This is a genomic window from Methylotenera mobilis JLW8, assembly GCF_000023705.1.
In the GTDB taxonomy this organism is placed as follows: domain Bacteria; phylum Pseudomonadota; class Gammaproteobacteria; order Burkholderiales; family Methylophilaceae; genus Methylotenera; species Methylotenera mobilis.
Genome location: NC_012968.1, coordinates 283,440 through 307,470, shown reverse-complemented (window position 1 = coordinate 307,470; position 24,031 = coordinate 283,440). Strand labels below are relative to the sequence as shown.

At 48.8% G+C, this 24,031-nt stretch carries 22 protein-coding genes and 1 tRNA gene; 13 read left to right on the top strand and 10 right to left on the bottom strand.

What is annotated here, in order from left to right; all coding sequences use genetic code 11:
- Nucleotides 1-4: 4 nt before the first annotated feature.
- From MMOL_RS01405 to MMOL_RS01375, 7 genes are read left to right on the top strand one after another with little or no spacing between them, the layout of a single operon-like run.
- The gene (locus MMOL_RS01405; protein WP_238524388.1) at nt 5-4,366 is read left to right on the top strand and encodes a cobaltochelatase subunit CobN; all 4,362 of its coding nucleotides are present in this window, start codon (nt 5-7) and stop codon (nt 4,364-4,366) included.
- A 30-nt stretch (nt 4,367-4,396) separates the two neighbouring features.
- Nucleotides 4,397-4,846: a MotA/TolQ/ExbB proton channel family protein gene (locus MMOL_RS01400; protein ID WP_012777642.1), complete on the top strand. Its 450-nt coding sequence runs from the start codon at nt 4,397-4,399 to the stop codon at nt 4,844-4,846.
- Nucleotides 4,847-4,854: 8 nt separating this feature from the next.
- A complete protein-coding gene (locus MMOL_RS01395; RefSeq protein ID WP_012777641.1) occupies nt 4,855-5,229 on the top strand; it encodes a DUF2149 domain-containing protein in 375 nt (124 codons plus the stop codon).
- Nucleotides 5,229-5,894, top strand: a complete 666-nt coding sequence (gene bluB, locus MMOL_RS01390; RefSeq protein ID WP_012777640.1) for a 5,6-dimethylbenzimidazole synthase — start codon at nt 5,229-5,231, stop codon at nt 5,892-5,894. Before MMOL_RS01395 ends, bluB begins: the two co-directional genes overlap by 1 nt.
- A complete protein-coding gene (locus MMOL_RS01385; RefSeq protein ID WP_012777639.1) occupies nt 5,891-6,718 on the top strand; it encodes a cobalamin-binding protein in 828 nt (275 codons plus the stop codon). The genes bluB and MMOL_RS01385 overlap by 4 nt, the downstream gene beginning before the upstream one ends.
- A 1-nt stretch (nt 6,719) precedes the next feature.
- Nucleotides 6,720-7,247, top strand: coding sequence for a bifunctional adenosylcobinamide kinase/adenosylcobinamide-phosphate guanylyltransferase (cobU, locus tag MMOL_RS01380; RefSeq protein ID WP_012777638.1), 528 nt, complete (start codon nt 6,720-6,722; stop codon nt 7,245-7,247).
- A gap of 2 nt (nt 7,248-7,249) precedes the next feature.
- Nucleotides 7,250-7,462 (top strand): RNA-binding S4 domain-containing protein, encoded by a 213-nt coding sequence (locus MMOL_RS01375; protein ID WP_012777637.1) that lies wholly within the window; start codon nt 7,250-7,252, stop codon nt 7,460-7,462.
- Between the two features lie 46 nt (nt 7,463-7,508).
- Here the strand turns inward: MMOL_RS01375 and MMOL_RS01370 are convergent, their stop codons facing one another.
- A complete protein-coding gene (locus MMOL_RS01370; RefSeq protein WP_012777636.1) occupies nt 7,509-8,975 on the bottom strand; it encodes a cobyric acid synthase in 1,467 nt (488 codons plus the stop codon).
- Nucleotides 8,976-8,986: 11 nt separating this feature from the next.
- Between MMOL_RS01370 and cbiB the strand changes: the two genes are divergently transcribed.
- Together cbiB and cobD are read left to right on the top strand one after the other, a co-directional pair.
- The gene (cbiB, locus tag MMOL_RS01365; RefSeq protein WP_012777635.1) at nt 8,987-9,955 is read left to right on the top strand and encodes an adenosylcobinamide-phosphate synthase CbiB; all 969 of its coding nucleotides are present in this window, start codon (nt 8,987-8,989) and stop codon (nt 9,953-9,955) included.
- Nucleotides 9,948-10,922 (top strand): threonine-phosphate decarboxylase CobD, encoded by a 975-nt coding sequence (gene cobD, locus MMOL_RS01360; protein WP_012777634.1) that lies wholly within the window; start codon nt 9,948-9,950, stop codon nt 10,920-10,922. The genes cbiB and cobD overlap by 8 nt, the downstream gene beginning before the upstream one ends.
- A 59-nt stretch (nt 10,923-10,981) precedes the next feature.
- Here cobD and cobC read toward each other — a convergent pair whose 3' ends face one another.
- The 3 genes from cobC to cobT are packed head-to-tail and all read right to left on the bottom strand — an operon-like array spanning nt 10,982 to nt 13,421.
- Nucleotides 10,982-11,548 (bottom strand): alpha-ribazole phosphatase, encoded by a 567-nt coding sequence (gene cobC / locus MMOL_RS01355; protein WP_012777633.1) that lies wholly within the window; start codon nt 11,546-11,548, stop codon nt 10,982-10,984.
- Nucleotides 11,545-12,351, bottom strand: a complete 807-nt coding sequence (locus tag MMOL_RS01350; RefSeq protein ID WP_012777632.1) for an adenosylcobinamide-GDP ribazoletransferase — start codon at nt 12,349-12,351, stop codon at nt 11,545-11,547. The genes cobC and MMOL_RS01350 overlap by 4 nt, the downstream gene beginning before the upstream one ends.
- Complete coding sequence (gene cobT / locus MMOL_RS01345; RefSeq protein ID WP_012777631.1) at nt 12,348-13,421, bottom strand: nicotinate-nucleotide--dimethylbenzimidazole phosphoribosyltransferase; 1,074 nt, start codon at nt 13,419-13,421, stop codon at nt 12,348-12,350. Before cobT ends, MMOL_RS01350 begins: the two co-directional genes overlap by 4 nt.
- A gap of 169 nt (nt 13,422-13,590) precedes the next feature.
- Between cobT and MMOL_RS01340 the strand changes: the two genes are divergently transcribed.
- A tRNA-Phe gene (locus tag MMOL_RS01340) sits at nt 13,591-13,666 on the top strand.
- A gap of 46 nt (nt 13,667-13,712) precedes the next feature.
- Here the strand turns inward: MMOL_RS01340 and MMOL_RS01335 are convergent.
- Nucleotides 13,713-14,135, bottom strand: a complete 423-nt coding sequence (locus MMOL_RS01335) for a helix-turn-helix domain-containing protein (protein ID WP_012777630.1) — start codon at nt 14,133-14,135, stop codon at nt 13,713-13,715.
- A gap of 133 nt (nt 14,136-14,268) precedes the next feature.
- Between MMOL_RS01335 and MMOL_RS01330 the strand changes: the two genes are divergently transcribed.
- Nucleotides 14,269-15,072 carry a sulfite exporter TauE/SafE family protein gene (locus MMOL_RS01330; protein ID WP_012777629.1) on the top strand — a complete coding sequence of 268 codons (804 nt, stop codon included), beginning with the start codon at nt 14,269-14,271 and terminating at the stop codon, nt 15,070-15,072.
- Nucleotides 15,073-15,323: 251 nt separating this feature from the next.
- Here MMOL_RS01330 and MMOL_RS01325 read toward each other — a convergent pair whose 3' ends face one another.
- Nucleotides 15,324-16,829: an alkaline phosphatase gene (locus tag MMOL_RS01325; protein ID WP_238524387.1), complete on the bottom strand. Its 1,506-nt coding sequence runs from the start codon at nt 16,827-16,829 to the stop codon at nt 15,324-15,326.
- A gap of 595 nt (nt 16,830-17,424) precedes the next feature.
- Here MMOL_RS01325 and MMOL_RS01320 point away from each other — a divergent pair.
- Nucleotides 17,425-17,760 carry a rhodanese-like domain-containing protein gene (locus tag MMOL_RS01320; RefSeq protein ID WP_012777626.1) on the top strand — a complete coding sequence of 112 codons (336 nt, stop codon included), beginning with the start codon at nt 17,425-17,427 and terminating at the stop codon, nt 17,758-17,760.
- 48 nt (nt 17,761-17,808) lie between these two features.
- A complete protein-coding gene (locus tag MMOL_RS01315; protein ID WP_012777625.1) occupies nt 17,809-18,042 on the top strand; it encodes a sulfurtransferase TusA family protein in 234 nt (77 codons plus the stop codon).
- 204 nt (nt 18,043-18,246) lie between these two features.
- On the opposite strand, the gene MMOL_RS01310 is transcribed toward MMOL_RS01315, so the two are convergent.
- From MMOL_RS01310 to MMOL_RS01295, 4 genes are all read right to left on the bottom strand, one after another.
- Nucleotides 18,247-21,135: a valine--tRNA ligase gene (locus MMOL_RS01310; protein WP_012777624.1), complete on the bottom strand. Its 2,889-nt coding sequence runs from the start codon at nt 21,133-21,135 to the stop codon at nt 18,247-18,249.
- A 33-nt stretch (nt 21,136-21,168) separates the two neighbouring features.
- On the bottom strand, nt 21,169-22,065 hold the full coding sequence (locus tag MMOL_RS01305) for an EF-hand domain-containing protein (RefSeq protein WP_012777623.1): 897 nt from the start codon (nt 22,063-22,065) through the stop codon (nt 21,169-21,171).
- An 8-nt stretch (nt 22,066-22,073) separates the two neighbouring features.
- Entirely contained in the window at nt 22,074-22,640 is a 567-nt protein-coding gene (locus tag MMOL_RS01300; RefSeq protein WP_012777622.1) for a LemA family protein, read from the bottom strand.
- 120 nt (nt 22,641-22,760) lie between these two features.
- On the bottom strand, nt 22,761-23,984 hold the full coding sequence (locus tag MMOL_RS01295; RefSeq protein WP_012777621.1) for an FAD-binding domain-containing protein: 1,224 nt from the start codon (nt 23,982-23,984) through the stop codon (nt 22,761-22,763).
- Between the last annotated feature and the right edge of the window lie 47 nt (nt 23,985-24,031).

Sequence of the window (24,031 nt, the reverse complement as noted above, 5' to 3'; positions counted from 1 at the left end):
GCTATTGGGTCTATTTACAGGCAATGCACATAGCGCAACCTTACTGGGTATCGTATCAGACCGCACCGCACCCGCCGCGGCTGAGGCAGCAAAGAACACGCTAGCTCAGCGCCCAGGTGATAGGATTGTTTTACGCTCACAATCACAAATGATGGCAGCGGACAGCCGCACCTTAAAGCGCTGGCTACAAGAAGCAGATGCCGTGTTTGCCGTGGCGCAATATGCAGAATCATCTGCCCAGTTACAAAGAGCACTTGATGCGCTAAAGTCAGAGCCATCCAAAACGCAGCCGGCTACTTTCATTGCTTTTAACGGCGATAGCGCGCTCTCACTCAGAAGCCGCTTTAACAAAAATGCAGTCAGTGAGTTTGCAGAGGCAAAAGCACTGACGCAAACGCAAGAAAAAACGCCAGATGCCTTGCTAAGCGCTGCGAAGAAACACGCTGCTGCAGCAAAGTGGCTGGCATTGAGCGATGTTTGGCAAGCTGGCGGTCAGGAAAACTTAGCCGCATTTATGACGTATTTGCTCACCGCGCAGTCGGCAAAAACCAATACGCCATTGCCTGTGGCTAAACCCATGCCTCCGATTCGCTTACGCGTAAGCGGTAAAGAGTTAGCCAGCAATCAAGTAATTTTCCAAACACCCAACAGCAAAACCACATTAGCGGTGCTGGATTTAAGCACCAGCGACCCTCAGGTTGCAGACGCGATTTGCGCACAAAGCCAAGCTCAAGGCATCAACTGCGTGGTGGTAATGGCGAAGTGGGGCGAAGCATCCAAACAAGCCATAGAAAAACTACCGTCTATGATCGCCCCAAGCAAGCTAACCGGCTTAGTGGTGCTACAAGACTTTGTGGTGGGCGCGGCAGAGGGACGCGAGTCTGTTACCGCGCTAATTAAAAAACTAGACGTGCCCATGTTTAAAGCCATTCGCCTTACAGACCGTAGTGCCACTGCCTGGCAACTATCTGAAGACGGCTTACCCAGCAACTCGATTCAATACCGCGTCGCCATGCCGGAAGTACAGGGTAATAGCCAACCTATGGTCGTCGCAGCAGCCGGTGCACCAAGTATTGATAAACTCACTGGCGTAGAGTTACGTCTGCCTGAATTGTTACCTACCGAGGTTAAATCACTGGTAAGCCGAGTGACGAATTGGCAGACCTTGCAGAGCAAAGCCAACGCAGAAAAACGCGTTGCGATTATTTACTACAACCATCCGCCAGGGCGCCATAACATCGGTGCAGATAACTTGGACGTACCGCAATCGCTATTTGATATTTTACATAGCATGCAAGCGGCTGGTTATCAAACCGGAGAGCTACCTGCCACTCACGAAGCATTGCTGGATTTAATGCAGGACAGAGGTGTTAATTTGCCTGAAAACAATGCGGAACTTGCCAGCATGTTGCCCAAAGTGGCTAGCATGGACAGCACCACTTACGCGCACTGGTTTAACACGCTACCGACCGCGGTCAAAGGTGAAATGGTCGAAGGTCCACTAGGCCGGCTGCATGCAGATATTGTTGCAGCACAGACAGCTGGAGAGTTAGATATTGCACGCAATCGGCTAGCTAAATCCATGCGCGAGTTACACCACTTGGTAGAAGGGGTAGACCATCCACAACGTGCAGAGGCGCTTAAACTATTGGCTAAGCTCAACACCGGCTACGAGAACTGCTTAACCGAGCATAGCGACTGTAAAGCATTGGATGCACTCAAAACACGCATTACCAACCTGAATATTGAAGGCATGCGCGGCTGGGGGCCATTACCCGGCAAAGTCATGGTAAACAACAACAAAATGGTGTTTCCGGGCATACAGTTTGGCAATGTCTTTGTAGGCCCGCAGCCACCACGCGGCTGGGAAGTTGACGAAGAGCTTTTGCACGCCAACACTACCATACCGCCACCGCATCAATATCTAGGTTTTTACCACTGGTTGAAAGACACATTTAAAGCCGATGCCTTAGTGCATTTGGGCAGACACTCTACCTATGAGTTTTTACCGGGCAAAGCGGTGGGTTTATCCGCAGAAGACTACTCTCGCATTATTGCCAGCGACCTACCCGGCCTTTACCCATACATTGTAGATGGCGTAGGTGAAGGCACACAAGCCAAGCGCCGCGCGCTGACCGTAATGATTGACCACTTAACACCACCCCTCACCGCTACGCCACTATACGACCGCCTGCTCACGCTGCGCCAAGTGGTGGAGAGTTATGAGTCGTCCAGCTCCGACACCATGCGCATTGCGTCAGCTAAAGAAATGCGGCGTCTGGTAGAAACCCTAGAGCTGCGTGCCGAGCTAGAATCCAGCATGGCGGATGTATTAAAAGTTCGCGGCATTAACTTTGAGCAAGCGGATGATGATTTACTGGCGCATGAAGTTGGGCATTACTTGACCAAACTACAAGAAAAGTTCATGCCGCACGGCTTGCATGTGTTTGGCCGCCCTTGGTCTGATGCCTCATTACAACTGATGCTGGACTCTATGGCGCAAAATAAGCCTGAGAATATCAGCAGCCAGATCCGCGAGAATTTAATCGCCTCCCCTAAGCTGGAAATGCAAGCGCTACTACATGGTTTAGCTGGCGGCTTTATTGAGCCGGGCAAAGGCAACGACCCATTGCGCTCACCTGAATCGCTGCCGACTGGGCGTAATTTTCATGCGCTAGATGGTGACGTGCTGCCAACGCCACTTGGTTTTGAGCTTGGCCACAACATGGCTGCTAACGTACGCAAGCGTGATGATGTAAACAAAAGCCAAGGCGTTATTTTATGGGCATCAGACGCCGTACGTGATGAAGGCGTGATGGTGAGCTTTATCCTATCGCTGATGGGCATCACCCCAGAATGGAACTCGCGCGGCATCGTGCAAAAAATGCAGTTAGTGCAGCCGTCAGCCTCCGATGCTGCCAACCCAGCCACAGCCAATGTTAAGCGTTACGATGTAATTGTTACCACCTCCGGCTTATTCCGTGACCTGTACCCTAACCTGATGCAATGGATTGATATTGGCGGCAGAATGGCCCTCGCCGCCTCTGCAGACAGCATATTGCAAGCAGACCCAAGCTTGGCTGCTGCGCTAAATTCCGCCTTAAAACCACTAGTTAATTACAGCCGCGGCCACGAACCAATGGCGACCAATGGTGTGGCCATACACTGGGTAAAGCGCACGCAGGCACTACTGGCGCAAGGCATGCCAGCCGAACAAGCCGGGCGTGAGGCCGCATGGCGTATCTTTGGTGATGCCCCAGGCGCTTATGGCGCGGGCGTCAATACGCTGGCGGAGCGCTCTGGCGCATGGAATACCCGTAACGATGTTGGTCGCGCTTACCTGCAACGCATGGGCCATGCCTACGGTGTAGACGCACAGGGCGAGCCTGCGCATGAGGCATTTGATGCATCGCTGCATAGTATCGCCACCACCTATCATGGCCGCGCCTCTAACCTCTATGGCTTAATGGATAACAATGATGCGTTTGACTACTTAGGTGGTTTATCGCTTGCTATTGAAACTATTACCGGTAATAAACCGGAAGCGCGCATTTTGAATCATGCCAACCAAAAAGGCTTTACCGATGAACCATTAGAGTCCGCACTGCTGATGGAATTGCGTGGGCGTTACTTAAACCCATCATGGATAAAACCTCTCATGGGCCACGGCTACGCCGGTGCACGCACCATGAATCAGGCATTTATGGAAAACTTATGGGGCTGGCAAGTCACCAGACCCGATATTATTAAAGACTGGGCCTGGAACGAAGTAAAGCGCGTCTATATTGATGACGATTTGAAACTAGGTTTAGATAAGTTTTTAGCGCAAGGGCATAATGCGCAGGTCAAAGCCAATATGGTGGCGCTAATGCTGGTAGCGGCACAAAAAGGGTTTTGGAAGCCAAGTGAAGCCAACGCACAACAGCTATCGCAAACACTGGCTAGATTAGTGATTAAAAACGGGCTACCCGGTAGTGGCCATACTGCGCCCAACCACCCAATGTGGGAGTGGATGGGGCAACATATCAATGCAGAAGATAAAGCTGGCGTAGCGCAAGTGCTAGCAAAGGCGCGCGGTTATAGCAAAGCACAATCCATGAAGGATGCAAACATACAGCAACCGGCAGCATTGACACCTGCTGAAGCAGTATCCAACACCGTCCCAAAAAAACATAGTAGCAAGGCCATTGCAGCTCAGCCTAAAGCAGCCGCGGCAAAACACGAGCAAAGCAAACCGATAAACAAAGCAGCGCAAGCTTACGAACTGACAGTGGCAACAGTTAAAGACAATCTTGCCTGGATACTGTTACTGCTACCTATTTTTGCACTAGGTCTATGGTTCGGCACCCGTAAACCTAGCGCATAAGAACCATCAAGATTAGTATTGGAATCAATCATGTCTATTAACCTAAGCCATCTGCATAGCGCCATTACTTGGCTGTTAGAGCCTGTTATCCTCATTTTAGTCGCGGCAGTAGTGATTGCCGTGCTGGAAGCCGGCTTAGCCATAGGTGAGCGCTTATTTGGCCTCAAGCAACTACGCAAGGCGGGCGAGAATGCCCTGCTTAAAGTGGCGCGCCATCGCTTGGAACGCGCCGATTTTCTAGCACGCATACCGCCTATGCTAGGTTTAATGGCTACCATTATCCCACTAGGGCCCGGGCTTGCCGCATTAGGCCAAGGTAACCCATCCCTGCTGGCGCAAGCAGTGACTACTGCATTTGATGCAACGGTGCTAGGTTTGCTGGCAGGCATTATCGGCTTGGTGATTGGCAAGTGTCGCCGCCGCTGGTATGAAGAGGTATTAGCGTCACTCGAACAAGAAACCCAGCCACAGCAAGCGTAATAAAACACATGTATTCAGCCCCCAACAAAACTATGCAGAAGAAGCGCAGCTTAGAGAGTCGCTTAAACGGCCGTTTTAATCAGGACGATGAAGACCCGCGCGCCAGCTTAGTCAATCTAGTCGATGTGATGCTAGTGTTTGCCTGTGGCTTACTGGCAGCACTTAGTGCTGGGCAACAGTCCACACTTAACCGACCACAAGAGGTGAATAAGGGCCGAGAAATAGACGCACCAGCCACTGGTGAGCAAAGTGCCGGTAATGGCTATGACGCCATCGGGCAAGTGTACCGTGACCCAAAAACCGGCAAGTTATTCTTAATTGAATCGGCACCTACTGCCGCAACAAATAACACGCCTAGCGATGCACAAAAAGGACAGCCTTGATGCAAGACTTTAGCTATCCTGAGCATGAAAAAGAAGCGATTTATCGCGTGATTGCAGAGCGTCGTGATATGCGGCACTTTCTGCCTGATCCAGTAGAGCCAGAAGTACTGGCCAAAATTCTGCATGCTGCGCACCATGCGCCCAGCGTGGGCCTCATGCAGCCATGGCGTTTTATTAGAATTACCGATGTAACTACACGCAAGCAAATTCATCAGTTAGTTGATCAAGAGCGCATGCAGACCGCGCAAGCAATTGGTGACAACGAAAACGCCGCACGTATGGCTGAGTTTCTGCGCCTAAAAGTAGAAGGTATTTTAGAGTGCGGTGAGCTTATTGTGGTGACCTTATGTGACAAACGAGAGCAGCACATTTTTGGCCGTAGAACCATACCAGAAATGGATATTGCCTCCGTCAGCTGTGCCATACAGAACATGTGGCTGACCTCGCGCGCGGAGGGGCTGGGCATGGGCTGGGTATCTATTTTTGACCCGATGACATTAGGGGAATTACTGAATATGCCAGCCGGGGCCAAGCCCGTCGCCATCCTCTGTTTAGGCCATGTCAGCTCATTTTACAAAGAACCGATGCTGGTAGAAACCGGCTGGAAACAGGCCAAGCCACTTGCTGACATGGTCATGGAAAACCATTGGGACAATACTAAATGAGACACCCGCAACGCATCATATGCCTCACCACCGAACCCACGGAGGTACTGTATCTACTAGGGGAACAAGCACGTATCGTCGGCATCTCCGGTTTTACTACGCGCCCTGCCATTGCACGTAAAGAAAAGCCAAAAATCGCCGCCTTTACCAGTGCCAAGATTGATAAAATATTGGAGCTGCAGCCTGACTTGGTGATTGGTTTCTCCAACCTGCAGGCAGATATTGCAGCGTCGCTGATTCGTGCTGGGGTGGAAGTACATATCTTTAACCAACGCTCTATCGCACAAATGCTGAACATGATTGCCACCGTGGGCAGCCTGGTCGGCGCCGCAGATAAGGCACACGCACTGATTAACGAACTGGAGCTGGCAATTGCCCAGGCGAAACAGCAGGCCAGCCTGTTACCAGCAAAGCCCATCGTATATTTTGAAGAGTGGAACGACCCCATGATCTGCAGTATTAAATGGGCATCAGAGCTGATAGAAATCGCTGGCGGTCGAGACTGCTTCCCAGAGCTATCTCAATTTCACAGCGCCAAAGACAGAACCGTGCAAGCCCAGCAGGTGATTGAGCGCCAGCCTGACATCATCATCGGCTCATGGTGCGGTAAGAAATTCCAGCCTGAGCAGGTAGTCGCAAGAGATGGCTGGGATACCATTCCGGCGGTAAAAAACGGCATGGTATTTGAAATAAAATCCGCGGATATTTTGCAGCCAGGGCCGTCACTGATTACGCATGGTTTAAAGCAATTGCAAACCATTATCCAACAATGGGCATCTACACAAACCAGTACTTTCAACACTCCCAGCATTCATGGAACCTAATATGTCTACCCATCTTATTTTAGGCGGCGCACGTTCCGGCAAAAGTGCTTTTGCAGAAAAGTTAGCTGCTGCATCAGGCTTGCCTGTCACCTATATCGCCACAGCACAAGTGTACGATGCAGAATTTGGCACCCGCGTTGAGCACCATAAAGTGCGTCGCCCCGCACATTGGGCCACAGTAGAGCAATCATTCAACTTGGCAGAAACACTACAAACCCATGCTAAAGCGGATACCTGCATTATTGTCGATTGCCTTACACTGTGGCTAGCACAATGCATTTGCCCAGATTGTGAGCGCCCAGACAATTTAGACTGGCAACAGGAGCGCGATCAGTTATTAGAAGTTTTACCCAAACTAGCAGGCACAGTATTACTGGTTAGCAATGAAGTTGGCATGGGCATTGTGCCCTTAGGTGCAATTAACCGCCAGTTTCAAGACGAACAGGGCCGACTCAACCAAGCAGTTGCTGAACGCGTGAATAAAGTCAGTTTTATTGCTGCCGGTCTGCCACTTACACTTAAAGGATAACCATGGAAATAATCACTTTTGAACTGCAAGGCGAATTTATCGAACTTTGTAACTTGCTAAAACTTGCCGGTATCGCCAATAGCGGCGGTCAAGGTAAATTGATGGTGAGTGACGGCATCGTACAGGTGGATGGCAATATTGAATCACGCAGGACTGCCAAGATTCGCTCTGGGCAAGTCGTAGAATGCTTAGGGCAAACGATTAAGGTGCTATAAGCACAGCGCTTCACGCCAAAATACGGCGCGGTGTGGCGGTAGCGGATTATTCAGCGAGACCGATTGCACCCCAGTCCAAATGCTGCTCTACGCAATCAGCCAAGCGATCCAGCTCATTATTTTTAAGCTGCTCGTAATCAAAACCCGGCTGCGCGGTTAAGCCTGCCCACGCCAGCCAAGCCGCACAAGCCTCTTTGTGATCAAACAAGCCATGCAAATAGGTACCAGCAATTTGGTTATCGTGCGAAATGGCGCCTTCCGGCCGATTTTCAAGATAAAGCACTGGGGTGTTGAGCGCCACGCCTGTGCTTACCCCCATGTGGATTTCGTAGCCAGTTACCTGCGCTGCGGCAAAGGCTAAATGTCCGGAAATTTGCTTCAGCTGCTTGGTTTGCTCCAAGGTAGTTTCCATTTGCAGCCAGCCAAATCCAGCGCTGGAGCCAGCATTGCCTTCTATGGCATACGGGTCATGTATCGCACTGCCCAGCATCTGAAAACCGCCACAAATGCCTAACACCTTGCCACCATAACGCAAATGACGAGTGAGTGCTTGCTGCCAGCCATTAGCGCGTAGAAACTCAAGGTCGCCACGCACGTTTTTACTACCGGGCAATATCATCAGATCGGCAGGTGGAATCTCTTCGTTAATTTTAACAAACTGAAAATCTACCTGAGGGTGTAAGCGCAATGCGTCAAAATCGGTGTGGTTGCTGATATGGGGAATCACCGGCACCACCACTTTCAGTCGTGTAGCACTCGCATTACCACTCGAAGCCTTGCCAACAAGGTTCTCGCGGGATTGCTGAGGCTTAGGTACTGAATCTTCTGCCTCGATATGCAAGCCATGCAAATACGGCAACACACCTAATACCGGTTTACCGGTTTCTTTGGTAAGCCAGTCAAGCCCAGGTTGCAATAATGCGATATCGCCACGAAAGCGGTTAATCACAAAGCCTATCACGCGCGCCCTTTCGCTTTCAGACAACAAGGCCATGGTTCCCACAATGTGCGCAAACACTCCACCGCGGTCAATATCAGCGATTAAAATTACCGGGCAATCCACCGCTTCGGCAAAGCCCATATTGGCAATATCACGATCACGCAGGTTAATCTCCGCAGGACTGCCTGCGCCCTCCACCACTACGCAGTCATATTGCGACTTTAAACGCGCCCAGGACGCCAGTACCGCCTGCATCGCAATCGGCTTGTAGGCATGGTAGCCCATTGCTTCAAGGTTGCATGCAACTTGGCCGTGCACAATGACCTGACAGCCGGTATCAGAATTTGGCTTCAACAGTACAGGGTTCATATCGGTATGCGGAGCTAGGCCGCAAGCTTGCGCCTGCACCGCCTGCGCACGCCCTATCTCGCCGCCATCTACTGTCACAGCAGAGTTTAACGCCATATTTTGCGGCTTGAATGGAGCAACACGCACACCTCTGCGATACAATACACGGCATATCGCTGCAACTAGCGTACTTTTACCGGCATCCGATGTCGTTCCCTGAACCATAAGTGATTTAAATGTCATTTGATTATTATCCCATCATCAGCACCTATAGCACAGCCCTTGCGGTGATTAGTGCTGTTTTGTTAGATGCGCTGCTTGGCGAGCCCAAGCGCTGGCACCCGCTGGTAGGCTTTGGCTGGATGTCTAACAAACTAGAACACGTACTCAATCACAACATGCGGCCCTGGCTTGCGCGTGCAGCAGGGTTAAGCGCATGGTTATTGCTATTACTGCCGTTTGCTGCCCTTAGCTATCTAGCGCGCTATACACCGCTGGCATGGATTGCCGACGTCACATTACTTTACCTCGCGATTGGCGCCCAAAGTCTGACCCAGCATGCGCAGCAAGTTTACACGCCACTGCAGGAGGGCAACTTGCCGCAGGCTCGGCATGCCATTAGCATGATAGTCAGCCGTGACACTTCACAATTAAACGAAACCGAAATTGCCACCGCCACTGTGGAATCGGTACTAGAAAATGGCAATGACGCCATATTTGGAGCGATTTTCTGGTTTGTATTATTTGGCGGAGCAGGCGCTGTACTATTTAGGTTAGCCAACACCCTAGATGCGATGTGGGGCTACAGAACCCCGCGCTTTCTATATTTCGGCTGGGCAGCCGCGCGTTTGGACGACTTATTAAACTTAATCCCGGCACGTCTCACCGCACTCAGTTACGCCTTATGCGGCCATACCAAAAGTGCATTAAAATGCTGGATGGCACAAGCTAGCACTTGGTATAGCCCCAACGCAGGGCCGGTAATGGCGGCTGGCGCAGGTGCGCTGCAGGTACAACTCGGCGGCAATGCGGTGTACCACGGCACAGCCAAAAAACGCCCCACGTTAGGCATGGGGGCATTAGCCAATACTCAACATATTTTAAGCGCCACCACGTTGGTAAAACGTAGCATCGCGCTCTGGTGCCTCGTGATTACTGCGTTATCTATACTGATGCACATGAAAGGGAGCCTGCACCTTGCTTGAACATGGCGGCAACTTAAGCGCCGCTGTGGCGCAGTATAAAATCCCACTGGAACAATGGCTGGATCTGTCCACAGGCATTAACCCCTGCCACTATCCTATCCCTGAGATTCCAGTGCATTTATGGCACAACCTACCAAACGATGAAGATGGGCTGGCTACAATCGCAGCGCAGTATTATGGATGCAAAGCACTACTCCCCACCAGCGGCTCACAAGCAGCACTGCAAACATTGCCCAAGCTTAGGCCTGTTTGCAAAGTTGCCATGCTCAACCCCATGTATCAGGAACACGCACACGCGTGGCAGCACCATGGGCACCAGGTGCTACGTTTCAATAATTTTAATGATGTCGATGTAATCAATAGTGCGGATGTAGTATTGATTTGCAATCCAAACAATCCAACGGGTAAACAATTTGCACCGCAAGACTTACTGCATTTACACGCAACGCTAGCCAAGCGCGGTGGTTGGCTGATTGTGGATGAAGCATTTATGGATGCGACGCCAGAACATAGCATTGCTCAGCACACTCACTTAGAGGGTTTGTTCGTACTGCGCTCCTTAGGTAAATTCTTTGGCCTGGCTGGCACTAGGGTCGGCTTCCTGCTGGCGGCACAAGCACAGCTGCATCAGATACAAGAAGAGTTAGGCCCGTGGACAATTGCAGGCCCTAGCCGCTACATTGCCATGCTAGCGCTGCAAGACTCCACTTGGCAGCACAACACGAGGCTAAGCCTAGTAAACAGCAGTAGCCGTTTATCTACGCTATTAAACCAGTATGGATTATCACCAACTGCTGGCACTGCGCTATTTCAGTATATTGCGACCACAGAGGCAATGCGCTTACAAGACAAACTAGCTAAGCAAGGGATTTGGGTGAGGCGCTTCAACGAGCAACCGGCGCTAAGGTTTGGCTTACCTGATGAGCATCAATGGCAGCAACTGGAGCAGGCGCTACAAAGCCTCTAATCACTAAGGGTAGGAGCAGGCTGCCTGATGCTTTGGGTGAGCATAACCAAAGCAAAGCCTCAACGATTCACAAATTGGATTCTAGGCACACTGTCACTTAGCGTGATCTGCGTCACACTCGCATGGTCAATCACCAAGCGGAACAAACCCTTTAGCGGCATATTCAAGGCATCGGCCAGCATTGCGCGTATCACGCCGCCATGGGTAACAACGGCTACGTTCTTACCAGGTAAGCGACTGCTCACTTCTTCGGTGAAGGTTTTAGTTCGGTCATATAGCTGTGTAAAGCTTTCACCATTCGGTGGTGACAAATGCGCATAATCATGCGCCCATACATCAAACAATTCGCGCGGGATGCTATCCCAAGACTGCATTTCCCAATCGCCAAAATGCAACTCCTTTAAGCGCACATCCACTTGCACCTCACCCAAATTAAGCGCCTGCGCTAATTTAGTACAGCGCTGCAACGGGCTAGCATAGACCGCATCAAACTGGACGCCATCTAATTTTGCGCTTAACGCACTGCACTCCGCCGCAAAATTAGCCGAGACATCCACATCGCTCTGCCCATAACAAACGCCCGGTGCAATGTCCAACGAGGTATGTCGAATCAAATGTAGATTCATAACTGTTGCGCCCACACCAGCAAGCCCAGATAAAAGGCTAACTCTGTCATTTGCTGCATCGCACCTAAACAATCACCGGTATAACCACCCAGCCAGTGTTTAATTTTATTGCGCCACCAAACCCAAACCAGCGCCACTGGCGTTAAGCAGCAAGCGCTTAACCATAACCAATCTTTGGCACTCAACAGAGCCGGTGAAAAATTCCAATATAGTAGCGGAATTGGCGCCACGCCAAACAGCACGGCAACTAGCAAGCCTGGCATTTTTATCTTTGTTGCCAGCGGCTTCGCTTTACTGCTCTCACGCACATACTCCAAATCTGCCATGATTAAGAGCGCGCATAAGCGGCTAAACGCATGGCCGATCACTAATACAAACGGTACAAAATAAGCAGGCAAAGCAGTGAGCAACTGGTACTTGGTAAACAGCGCAAAAAACAAAGCGATAGCGCCATAAGTGCCCAGTCTGGAATCCTGCATAATAGCGAGGATGCGTTCAGTGTCCCAACCACCGCCCAAACCATCTGCGCTATCGGCCAGCCCATCTTCATGAAATGCGCCGGTGATATAAACCGTCATCGCCATGCTAATCAGCACTGCAATACTCTGCGGCAACACCTTGCTCGCAAATGCAAACGCACCCGCGCCTATCAAGCCAACAAAAATCCCCACTAGTGGAAAATATTTGGCAGAGCGATTCAAATCATCAGGATGAAAGTCGCCAAACATAGGAACAGGAATCCGCGTAAAGAAACCAACCGCTAACAACATATAACGTCGCTCATTACGCAAAAAACTGATCATGCAGTTTCCCCGGCGCCAGCCTCTGCAGTACTCACGCCAGCACTCTCAAACGAGGCCATCTCGTTTAAGAAATTAACCGCAGCCTGCACTAAAGGATAAGCCAAAGCCGCACCCGTGCCTTCACCAAGACGCAAACCGATATCCAGTAACGGCGTAGCGCCTAAATGCGCTAACAAACGGCGATGCCCAGCCTCACCAGAACAATGTGTAAATACGCAATATTGCAAAATATTCGGCTGCAACTGCGCAGCCACCAGCAAGGCAGCCGTGGCGATAAAGCCATCAATTAACAATACTGCATGCTGTTCAGCGGCACCCAACATGGCACCAGCCATCATGGCAATCTCATAGCCACCAAATGTCGCCAGCACTTCCAGTGCATTGTCGCCGCGCATGCCGTGAAAATCGATAGCCTGTTTCAGGACTGATAACTTTTGCGCCAATCCAGCATCATCCAAGCCGGTCCCACGCCCTACGCATTCCTCAATCGGAATAGCGCATAACACACTCATCAAACAACTGGCTGACGAAGTATTGCCTATGCCCATCTCGCCAAAACCAAAGACATTGGCACCAGCGGCGGCCTCCTGCTTTGCCAGCGATGCGCCGGTTGCTAGCGCCTGCTCACATTGCGACTGCGTCATCGCCGCCTCTTGCAAGAAGTTAGCCGTTCCTGCTGCCACTTTGGCATGAATCAAATCTGTGTTCGCATCAAACTCATGATTCACCCCGGCATCAATCACCCGCAAACGCATATTATGCTGACGCGCAAACACATTAATCGCCGCGCCACCTTGCAGGAAATTCAGCACCATTTGCGCAGTCACCGCTTGTGGATAAGGGCTCACCCCGGCATTCACGACACCGTGATCCCCCGCAAACACCATCAAGGTAGGGTTAGAAAGCTGCGGCGTCAGCGTTTGCTGAATCAAGCCCACCTGCAAAGCCACCGCCTCCAACTGCCCAAGCGCGCCTAATGGTTTAGTTTTATGATTAATTTTATCAACAAGCGCCGCCTGCAACGACTGACTTAATGATTCGACTTTTGGTAAAATTGTGTTTAAATTCATAGGGAAAGATTTTACATGAGAGCCACCCAGATATCACGCAAAGCAAGTACAAACTTTCGCATTAAAAATAAATATACAAAAACTTTAAAATATCTTTGTCATATCTCAATTTAGTTTGCTATAATGCGCGCCTTGCAGCGATAAACCGAATACTGCGAGTAGCAAGAAAGGCCGGGTAGCTCAGTCGGTAGAGCAGCGGATTGAAAATCCGCGTGTCGCCAGTTCGATTCTGGCCCCGGCCACCAGAATTTAAAAAGCCCACAGCAATGTGGGCTTTTTTGTCTCTAGAATTCAAACTCCGTTAGCTTTTTTTATTTTGCTAGGCTGCCTAAAACGATTTTTCCCAGCCAACTTGACTAAGCGCAGAAATTTTGGGCATTCGAAGTGATTTGGTGCAGAGCATTCAGCGGCATGACGAAGGCCATTGCGCATTAATGTCAGCTCATTAATTTTACTATCCAGCTTGTCTGCTTTAGCTAAAAGCAACTCTCTATTAACCTCAGCAGTATCTTGTGTAAACATTTCACCAATCTCATCTAGAGAGAAATCAACACTACGTGCCAAAGAGATTAGCGCTAAACGTTCAATAACATTAGGATTAAATGTTCTCTTTAGCCCATTTCTTCCAATCGAGTGTATAAGACCCTTTTCTTCATAGAATCTTAATGTTGACGCAGGCAGGCCAGAGGCTTTTGAAACGTCAGATATATCCATTATTTATCCTTGTGCAAACAACGCTTGACTTAAAGTTGACTTGAGGTTGTATCTTAGCCCTGTAGTACAACTTTGAACAAACCTTATCTCATTGAGTTAGGCTTTTAATGTGGGTTTGAAAGGATAGATAGCGATGTTAAGTATTGAATGGATACTGTTATATCTTGTGTTGGGAGCTTTTGTTGGTTTTATGGCTGGCTTACTAGGAGTCGGTGGCGGCGGGATACTTGTGCCTATATTGGTCACTATTTTTAGTTACCAAGGTGTTGGTCAAGAAAGTGTTGTGCATTTAGCTTTGGGAACATCACTAGCTTGTATGATTATTTCCTCGTCATCTAGTATTTACGCACACGCGTCTAGAGGGACTGTAGTTTGGAAAGTGGTATACGAGATGGTCCTAGGCATTGTTCTAGGTGCATTCCTAGTTACCCATCTCGCAGCTGATGTTAACCCAACTTATATTGCCATATTTTTTGCACTGTTCATGGCACTTGTGGCTGGCCAGATGTTTCTTAATTGGAAGCCAAAGCCAAGCACAAATCCAACTAAGTTAAGAAGCCTATTTGTAGCGGGAACACTGATTGGCATGGTGTCCTCACTTGCTGCAGTTGGTGGTGGTTTTCTTGCGGTTACATATTTAAGCTATAAGAACATTGACATAAAAAAAGCGATTGGCACTTCTGCTGCAATTGGTTTTCCAATAGCCATCGCTGGAACTGTTGGCTACATGATAAGTGGCTGGTCTAAAACATTGAACGAACCTTATACTTTTGGTTTTATTTATCTACCTGCATTTCTAGTGATTTCGATAGCGAGTTTTATTGCTGCACCACTTGGTGCAAGCTGCTCGAATAATTTGCCTGAGGCACGGCTGAAGAAGATATTTGCAATTGTTTCTTTGATTTTAAGCGTGAAGATGCTTTTCTCAGTTATTTAATTAAAAAAACTAATGTCCCAACTCTGGCATCCTTTGGCTCACATAAAATAGTGAGGGTAGGCACTAAACAATATAAAAACGACGATATTTAGCGTTGAAAACTCACGTGTCGCCAGTTCGATTCCAGCTCTTGTACCAGAATTTAAAAAGCCCACAGCAATGTGGGCTTTTTTACGTCTATTTGAAATCAATTGATTGGCGATCATTAACTTACACTAACCTCAAATTTGCGATGGGGCTTGCAACAGATACTAACGCCTAGTTGCAAGCCCCATCGCGTCTTCCATCACGTAGTAAATGTAGCTTTGTTCTTGTATGCCATGAAACAAGTGTGCATTAGGGCCGCCGGCAAAAATGGCCACATCCTCACCTGCATGCGTTTCAGCGGCTAGCGGCACCATCACTTCTTGGTGAAAGTCTGGGTCTTCGGTATCCACTGTGCTCATATCTGCCACACGACCAGCCCGTGAGGCTGATGCAGAATGCGCATCGCCACCAGCTGCATAACCTGTACCATTGGCAAAACTGATGGTAGTGTAAGGGTTACCATCTAATGCTTTCTCTGGCACAGCAGCCCCCGGAAAGATCACCTTGCCTAATATGGGGTTACCGCGTTTCGCATAACCACCGATAGTCAGCGTATGGCTATGATCTGCCGTCACGATAATCAGTGTATCGCGCATATCGACCTTGCTCATCGCTAGCTTAACCGCATCAGACAGTGCAACAGTTTCACTCAAGGTACGGAAGGCATTGTTGGCATGCGACGCGTGGTCGATACGGCCGGCCTCTACCATCAGGAAATACCCTTTTTTGTTGCGCTTTAGCACCTCTATCGCCTTATCCGTCATTTCTGCGAGGGACGGCTCACCTGCGGTATCGGTTAGGCGGTCATGATCATATTGCATATGTGACGGCTCAAACAAACCCAGAAGCCGCTGCCCACTGGCGGGGTTAAACGCATCAAACTGCGCCTTGTTCCACACGTAGTGTGCATTAAATTTAGTTTGAAACTCCTGTATTAAATCTCGCCCATCATTACGCTTGCCTTTAATGTTAGGGTATTCGGGGTCGCTCTGTGCTTTAGGCAATAAATTACTGCGACCGCCGCCCATCAACACCTCCAGACCGTCACCAATTTGCTTCGGCCCAAAGCTATCTATCAACTGCGCGGCAATATCCTTTACATCAGCCCCCGCAGGCAGGTTGCTGTCCGCCTCCCAATCGCGATTACTGGTGTGCGCATATGTGGCAGCAGGCGTGGCATGAGTAACACGAGCAGTGGAGATAATACCGGTAGCGCGGCCGCTCATTTCTGCCTGCTCTAGTATGGTGGTTAATTTATTTGCTTGAATCACAGCATGACTGGGTTCAGACCGTACAACAGCTTGATTGACTGACAACCCACCATCATTAGTTTTGACACCGGTCACTATCGCAGTCATGGTAGGTGCAGAATCGGAAGTCTGCTGGTTGGCCGAATAGGTTTTGGAAAGCGCCAAATAAGGCAAACGCTCGAATGCCAGCTGGTTGCGTTCACCGTCCAGGCCCTTACTCTGCCCTTCAAAAATACGTGACGCGGTGATGGTAGAAATCCCCATACCATCCCCAACAAACAATATCACGTTTTTAGCACGCCCCAATTCAGGATGCAGCTTCTTGGCCGCGGCTAGTGCCGCTTCTCCGTCATTAATCCAGGTCTGTGCATTTTCCGCCATGGCCGATACGCTACCAACGACACATGCCACTGTGAGCATGATCAAACTTAACCTATTCACTATTCTCATTCCTTACCTACATTTAATCTGCACTTAACTTGCACTTAAAAATCACTGCTACCTACAACATTACAGCATCGTACCTGTAAATTGTGACAACAATATATGCGCCCATCAGTGTTGCCCTTGTGGCACATATCAACATGCACTCGGTACTTTAGCCACATCCACAATTTATGTGGATAACTTTGTGGGCGCGATGGGGATAGCTGCGCTAAGTGACTGGCACACATAGCAAACGGGCGATCGTAGAAATTTTGAACACACCAAGCACGCGTTTACTCGGCGCCAGTGACTACTTTCTGACGATTTATATAGGAATATGAGCGCGTTATACTCATTAAGCGATGTTTTGTATTACCATATAGGCATCATCACCCGCTGTTTGCAAGCCGCATAAAGACAATGCTTGCCAGTCTGCATAAACAAATGACTGCCAAGCTTGTCTATAGTTGAGTATGATCAACTGGTACAGGCATATGCATGCAATTAGTTAAAGTCCGGCATAGCAACACAAGTTGTTAGCCACTTATATTGTTAATTCAAGATTTATTAGTTAATTCAGGTTTATTTAATGAGCACTTACAATGAAATTGACGCACATGACTTATCCGTCATGCTAAGCAAAAAATCACTTCTACTGGTAGATGTACGCAATGATGACGAGGTGGCTCGCGGCGTGATTGAAAATGCGGTACACATCCCATTAGCCATGCTGCCGGTGCAGTATGAATCGCTCACCAAGGCAGAAACCATCGTGTTTTACTGCCATAGCGGCGTACGCTCAGCACATGCAGCGGCGTTTGCTGCCAGCAAGGGCTGTAAGCACGTTTATAATTTAGCTGGCGGTGTGCTGGCTTGGGCACGTGCTGGTTATCAGTTTGTGCCGCTCAACAGCCAGTCTAAATAACCACCGCGCCTAAATAAACATAGCTCTAAGTAACACAGGAAAATCACTATGCATTTTGATAAAGTAGTTGATGCTACAGGTCTAAACTGCCCACTCCCCATTTTGCGCTGTAAAAAAGGCCTCAATGACATGGCGGCTGCGCAAGTACTAAAGATCATCTCAACTGACCCTGGCTCAGTTAAAGACTTTAACGCCTTTTGCGTGCAAACTGGGCATGAACTTTTGCTGTTAGAAGAAGACGAAACCGCGTTCACGTTTTATATTAAAAAACGTACTAGCTAGCACATAGGCGCTGTCGCACATCAGTTTTAAAGACTACGACGGTTTAAAGACTAAGGCTTAAAGACTCAGATTTAAAGTTTAGAGATTAAGCTTTAACCGCATAAAAAACGCCGCACAATGTACCGAGTCCATCGGTGCATCATGCGGCGCTAAATATCACTAAAACAGCAGTTTTTCTAAAACCCTGCCATTCTGAAACAACAGTTATTTAAGCTTAGCTAACTGAGCTTGCAGCTTATCCAAACTGTCACTAAAGTCTGCCACCCGCGCTTTTTCCTGCTCTACCACTGCAGCTGGTGCCCTTGCTACAAAACTCTCGTTATTCAGCTTGCCATTCGCTTTATTGATTTCAGCCTCCAAGCGTGCGATTTCTTTACCTAAGCGCTCTTTTTCTGCCGCAACGTCGATTTCAACTTTTAGCATCAATTTGAAATCGTTCACCAGCATCACCGGTGCATCTGCTTCTGGCAACTCAGCAACGATGGCCACGTCATCTAACTTAGCCAAGGCTTTCAGGTAAGGTGCATACGCTGACAGCGCAGCGTTGTCGCCCGCCGCAATCAACGGCACGCGCGCTGCAGGTGAAATACCCATTTCGCCACGTAAGCTACGGCATGCATCCACCGCTTGCTTCAATTGCACCACCCAAGCCTCAGATACTTCATCCAGCTTGTCTAACTGCGCTTTTGGATACGCCTCCAACATAATGCTGGCGCCATGTTTTTCCGTCATCGGCGCAATGGTTTGCCAGATTTCTTCTGTGATAAATGGCATGATAGGGTGCGCTAAACGCAGGATAGTCTCCAGCACACGCAGCAAAGTACGACGTGTGCCAATTTTTTCTGCCTCGTTGCCATTTTGCATTTGTACTTTAGCCAGCTCTAAATACCAATCGCAGTATTCATCCCATACAAACTCATAAATCGCTTTTGCCGCTAAATCGAAACGGTAGTCTTCAAACGCACGCTCCACCTCAGCTTCCGTGCGTTGCAAGATGCTCACAATCCAACGGTCAGCGGCAGAGAATACGCGACCACCTTCCACACAGCTACCAATGCCAAAACCATTGTCCTGACCTTCTGTATTCATCAGCACAAAGCGTGTGGCATTCCACAGCTTATTGCAGAAGTTACGGTAGCCATCGCAGCGCTGTAAATCAAACTTGATATCACGGCCCGGGCTAGCTAATGCGGCAAACGTGAAACGTAGTGCATCGGTACCGTAGGCATTGATACCCTCTGGAAACTCTTTACGTGTACGTTTTTCGATTTTCTCGGCGTCTTTCGGGTTCATCAAACCCGTGGTGCGTTTTTTAATCAGGTCATCTAAGCCGATACCGTCAATCAAATCAATCGGGTCCAGCACATTGCCTTTAGACTTACTCATCTTCTGACCTTCGGCATCGCGAATCAAGCCATGCACATACACGTGCTTGAACGGGATCTTGCCGGTGATGTGCGTAGTCATCATCACCATACGCGCCACCCAGAAGAAAATAATATCAAAGCCTGTGACCAATACAGAAGACGGCAAATACTGTTGCAAGGCAACGTTAGCGGCGTCCTTTTCTGCGTCGCCAGACCAATCCAAGGTTGAGAATGGCCATAACGCAGATGAGTACCAGGTATCCAGCACGTCATCGTCACGCTTTAAATTGCCGCTGTAGCCATCTTTAGCGGCTTGTGCCTTAGCTTCGGCTTCATCATGTGCCACATAGACTTTGCCGTCATCTGAGTACCAAGCCGGGATTTGGTGGCCCCACCATAACTGGCGTGAGATACACCAGTCTTGAATGTTATTCAGCCATTGGTTGTAAGTGTTGACCCAGTTTTCTGGGTAGAACTTGATTTCACCGCTCGCTACCACGTCTAAAGCTTTTTGCGTGATAGATTTACCGTCAGCCGCAGCCTTACTCATGGCTACGAACCATTGGTCAGTCAGCATAGGCTCAATTACCACATTGGTACGGTCGCCACGTGGCACTTTAAGTTTATGCTTTTCTGCTTTAACCAAGTAGTTTTGCGCTTCTAAATCAGCCACCACTTGTTTACGCGCAGCAAAGCGCTCCAAGCCAATCAGGTTGGCAGGCATTGCGATAGATGGTTTAGCTGCGCCATCTGCCGCCCAAACTTCAGCTGTCGCTGGTACAAAGCCTTGCAGGTTAAGGATAACAATCTTATCCAAACCTTGACGCTGGCCGACCATATTATCGTTAAAGTCATGCGCAGGTGTCACTTTCACCACACCGGTACCGAACTCTAAATCAACATAGTCATCGGCAATAATTGGAATCTCGCGGTTACACAGCGGTAACTGTACGGTTTTACCAATCAGGTGTTTATAGCGCGCATCTTCAGGATGCACCATCACGGCCACGTCGCCTAACATCGTTTCCGGGCGGGTTGTCGCTACTGTTAAATGACCAGAGCCGTCGGCAAGTGGGTAGTTGATGTGCCACATAAAGCCATCTTCTTCTTCCTGCACCACTTCCAGGTCAGATACGGCGGTACCTAGCTTCACATCCCAGTTCACTAAACGTTTGCCACGGTAAATCAGGCCTTCGTTATACAGGCGTACGAAAGTTTCGGTCACCACTTTGTTGAGGCCAGCATCCATGGTGAAGCGCTCACGGCTCCAGTCGGGTGAAGTACCTAAACGGCGCATTTGTTTAGTGATGGTACCGCCTGAGTATTCTTTCCACTCCCATACTTTTTCTAAGAACTTTTCGCGGCCTAAATCATGGCGCGATACGCCTTGCGCATCCAACTGGCGCTCTACGACAATTTGCGTAGCAATACCAGCATGGTCGGTACCCGGTTGCCATAAAGTGTTGTCACCACGCATACGGTGGTAGCGTGTGAGTGCATCCATCAAGGTCTGGTTAAAACCGTGACCCATATGCAATGTGCCAGTCACGTTAGGAGGCGGTAATAAGATACAGAAATTATCCTGCTTAGCGGTATCTAAACCAGCGCCATAATAGCCGTGCCCCTCCCAAAATTCATACCATTTACTTTCAATGGTTTTAGGGTCGAAGGATTTGGCTAGCTCTTTGTTTTCTTGCATATTCTGTGTCGAATGGTCAGTTGTCATAACCTGACATTTTATCACATGGCAAACCTGCTGTTATAACGCTAGATAACTCGCTATAAAAGAAAACAAAACTGCGATAGAAAATATGGTGAAATGCACAATCGCCCAATAGCGATAGCGCTGCCTCAACGCTTGCGGTGTAATGCCGGATATTACAAATAGACGCTTGCTTTGCGGCTTGGCAATCAAATGCTGTTCACTTTTAAGCAATTGGCTTTGCTGACGTTTTATATCGGAATAAGCCTGCTCGCGGGCATGCTCCCACTCTTGCATATCAATCTCGCCATCCCGATTCAGGTCAAACCGCTGCAGCAACCTGGATTTAGACTGTTTCCATTGCGTCAGCAGCTTGCCTACTTCTCGATTGATTTCAGCCTCGGTATGCGCTTGGGTACTAGCATCTAAATCACCCAACACATAGATAGATTTATCCGCAAACAGCACATCCTCAATATAGCGATGCTCATTTTGTATAACCTCATGCCGTTTTGCAGCATAGATATCTGCGCCCTTGGGGTCTACCAAGCACACGCCGGTTGCATCGTGCAGCTCAAACACCTGCTCACTAACCTGGTAATCTTGCAAACGCCACATGTGGTTACTATCACGCGTGTACACCCACAGCCGATACCACACACAAGCCACACCTTGGATCGGGCTACGCATGGGCAGGCGCTGCCGTGATTTGCCATATAACTCTACATAACCTTGAGCGGCTGACGCAATCGTGGAGATAGGCACCTCGGAAATTGCCAGTAATCTTTTGTAGTTAAACACCCAGGCAAATATGGCAACCAGAGCGCTCACGCCCAAAAGCATGGGTAGTTGGTGCGCCTGCCCGTCTTGGTAATCTAAATACACCCCCGCCAGCACCAAGCCTAGGCAGACACACAGGGCGAGCGGGTTTAAATAGTAACTACGCAAGCGCAAAACGCTGCCTACAGCTTGGCGTTAAAGCGCTGACTTACGTCAACATCTACAAGCTCTTCACTAGAAAACTTAAGTAATGACTCTTTAGCAAAGCCGAGCAATCTGGCCACGATTAAATCTGGAAACTGCTGCACGCGTACATTGTTTATATAAACACTGTCGTTATAAAACTCACGACGGTCTGCAATTTGATTTTCAAGCCCGGTGATACGGGTCTGCAACATGAGAAAATTCTGGTTAGATTTCAGCTCAGGGTAGCTTTCAGCCACGGCAAACAAACCACCCAAGCCAACACGTAGCGCGCCTTCGGCTTGCCCTAAGGCTGTAACATCATGCGAATCACGCGCCTCATTCACTTGCGTACGTGCTTGTATCACTTTCTCTAGCGTCGCCTGCTCATGCTGCATATACTGCTTGCAAGTATCAATCAGTTTAGGTAATTCGTCATGGCGCTGCTTTAACAGCACGTTGATGTTAGACCATGCTTTTTCAACGTTATTTCTAACACTGACCAAGCTGTTGTAAGTGATGACAAAATACAGCACAACTACAGCTACCACTATCCACACTAACATCATATCCCCTTATTTTTATTGATGATATTTGCTTACGACCAACCCAAAAAGCCCGATTATAAAAGCTTGGTCGTGAAGGATAGTAGCATTTAAGACTTAAAGATTAAACAACCTCGAAGATTAAACATCCGCCATTAACACAGGGCCGACTTTCTCCCAGTAGCGAGAAAAACGCTTTAAGCGCCGTTCGCTCAGCCGCACATTAGCCAGCTTTGGCGCTGACTCCCAACTCGGAGCAAATGGCATCAATATTTCTTTAAGCTTCAAGTTCGGCGTGTCTTGCGTAAAAACCTGCCCCACCCCTTTTTGCAGCAACACAGCATGGGTATCACCCATCCAAACTTCAACATTCATCATTTCATGCAAACAGTCCGCGACAAACTGCAAACGATTCAATGACCAGTGACCACACAACACAGGATCGAACACAAAGATTTTAGGGTAAGGTTTACTCAGCAAGGGGTTTTGTGCAGACAGCATTTCATCATGGACCAGCACCGCAACGGCTTTAAATGTATGCGCAGCCTTCATCGGCAACGACTTAATTGGATATTGCTTGGGGCTAGCGGCAACAGATGGCGTAAATAAACGCGCACTCAATGCCTCATAACTTGCATCAAACGGGCATTGAGCTGTACAGGTTGCGCAATATTTGCCGCCGGTATAGCGCTCCAGGTTCTCTTTATTAAAATAGTAGGGTTTAGAGCTAAATGTCGAAGCAATCCATTGCCATGACAAGTGATTACTTGCAAAGTCACCATCTAATAAGTGCGCCTCAAACCAATCCGCTGCTTCACGCCAGTCTACTTTAAGATGGTGCACCACATAGCTGGCAAACCACATGCGTGCATGGTTATGCATATAACCCGTGTCCAGTAACTCCTTGATAAAGCCATCCATACAAGGCAAGCCTGTGTTTGCCTGCTTAACAGAAACACTAAGCGGCTGGTAATCAAGATTGACTTTAGGCTGCTCCATCTCGCTAAAGATGGCATTGCCCTCATAAAACCAGACTTGCCGCCAAAAATCGCGCCATGCTAGCTCCATCAGCAGACTTTCACCTTGTAAGCCAAACTTCTGCTTCACAAAAGAAAAAACCTCATTTAAGTTCAGGCAGCCGTGACGTAGATATGGGGATAAATGCGTGACCGCGCCATTGATAAAATTACGGTTACGCCCATACTGCACAGCATCAACTGCATGCAACTTTCTTAGTGCGCCGGTTCTGCCTCCAGACCAATCTAATGCAAGATCAGGACCCTTTGCCTGTGCGAAAATGCGTTTGATGTAATGTAATCGTTCTAGCCGATCGCTCGGAAGATTAAGTTTCTGTGCGGGGTTCATAGGAGTATTTCCTACAATGTTAATGGAGCGTTATGTACCACCCAAAA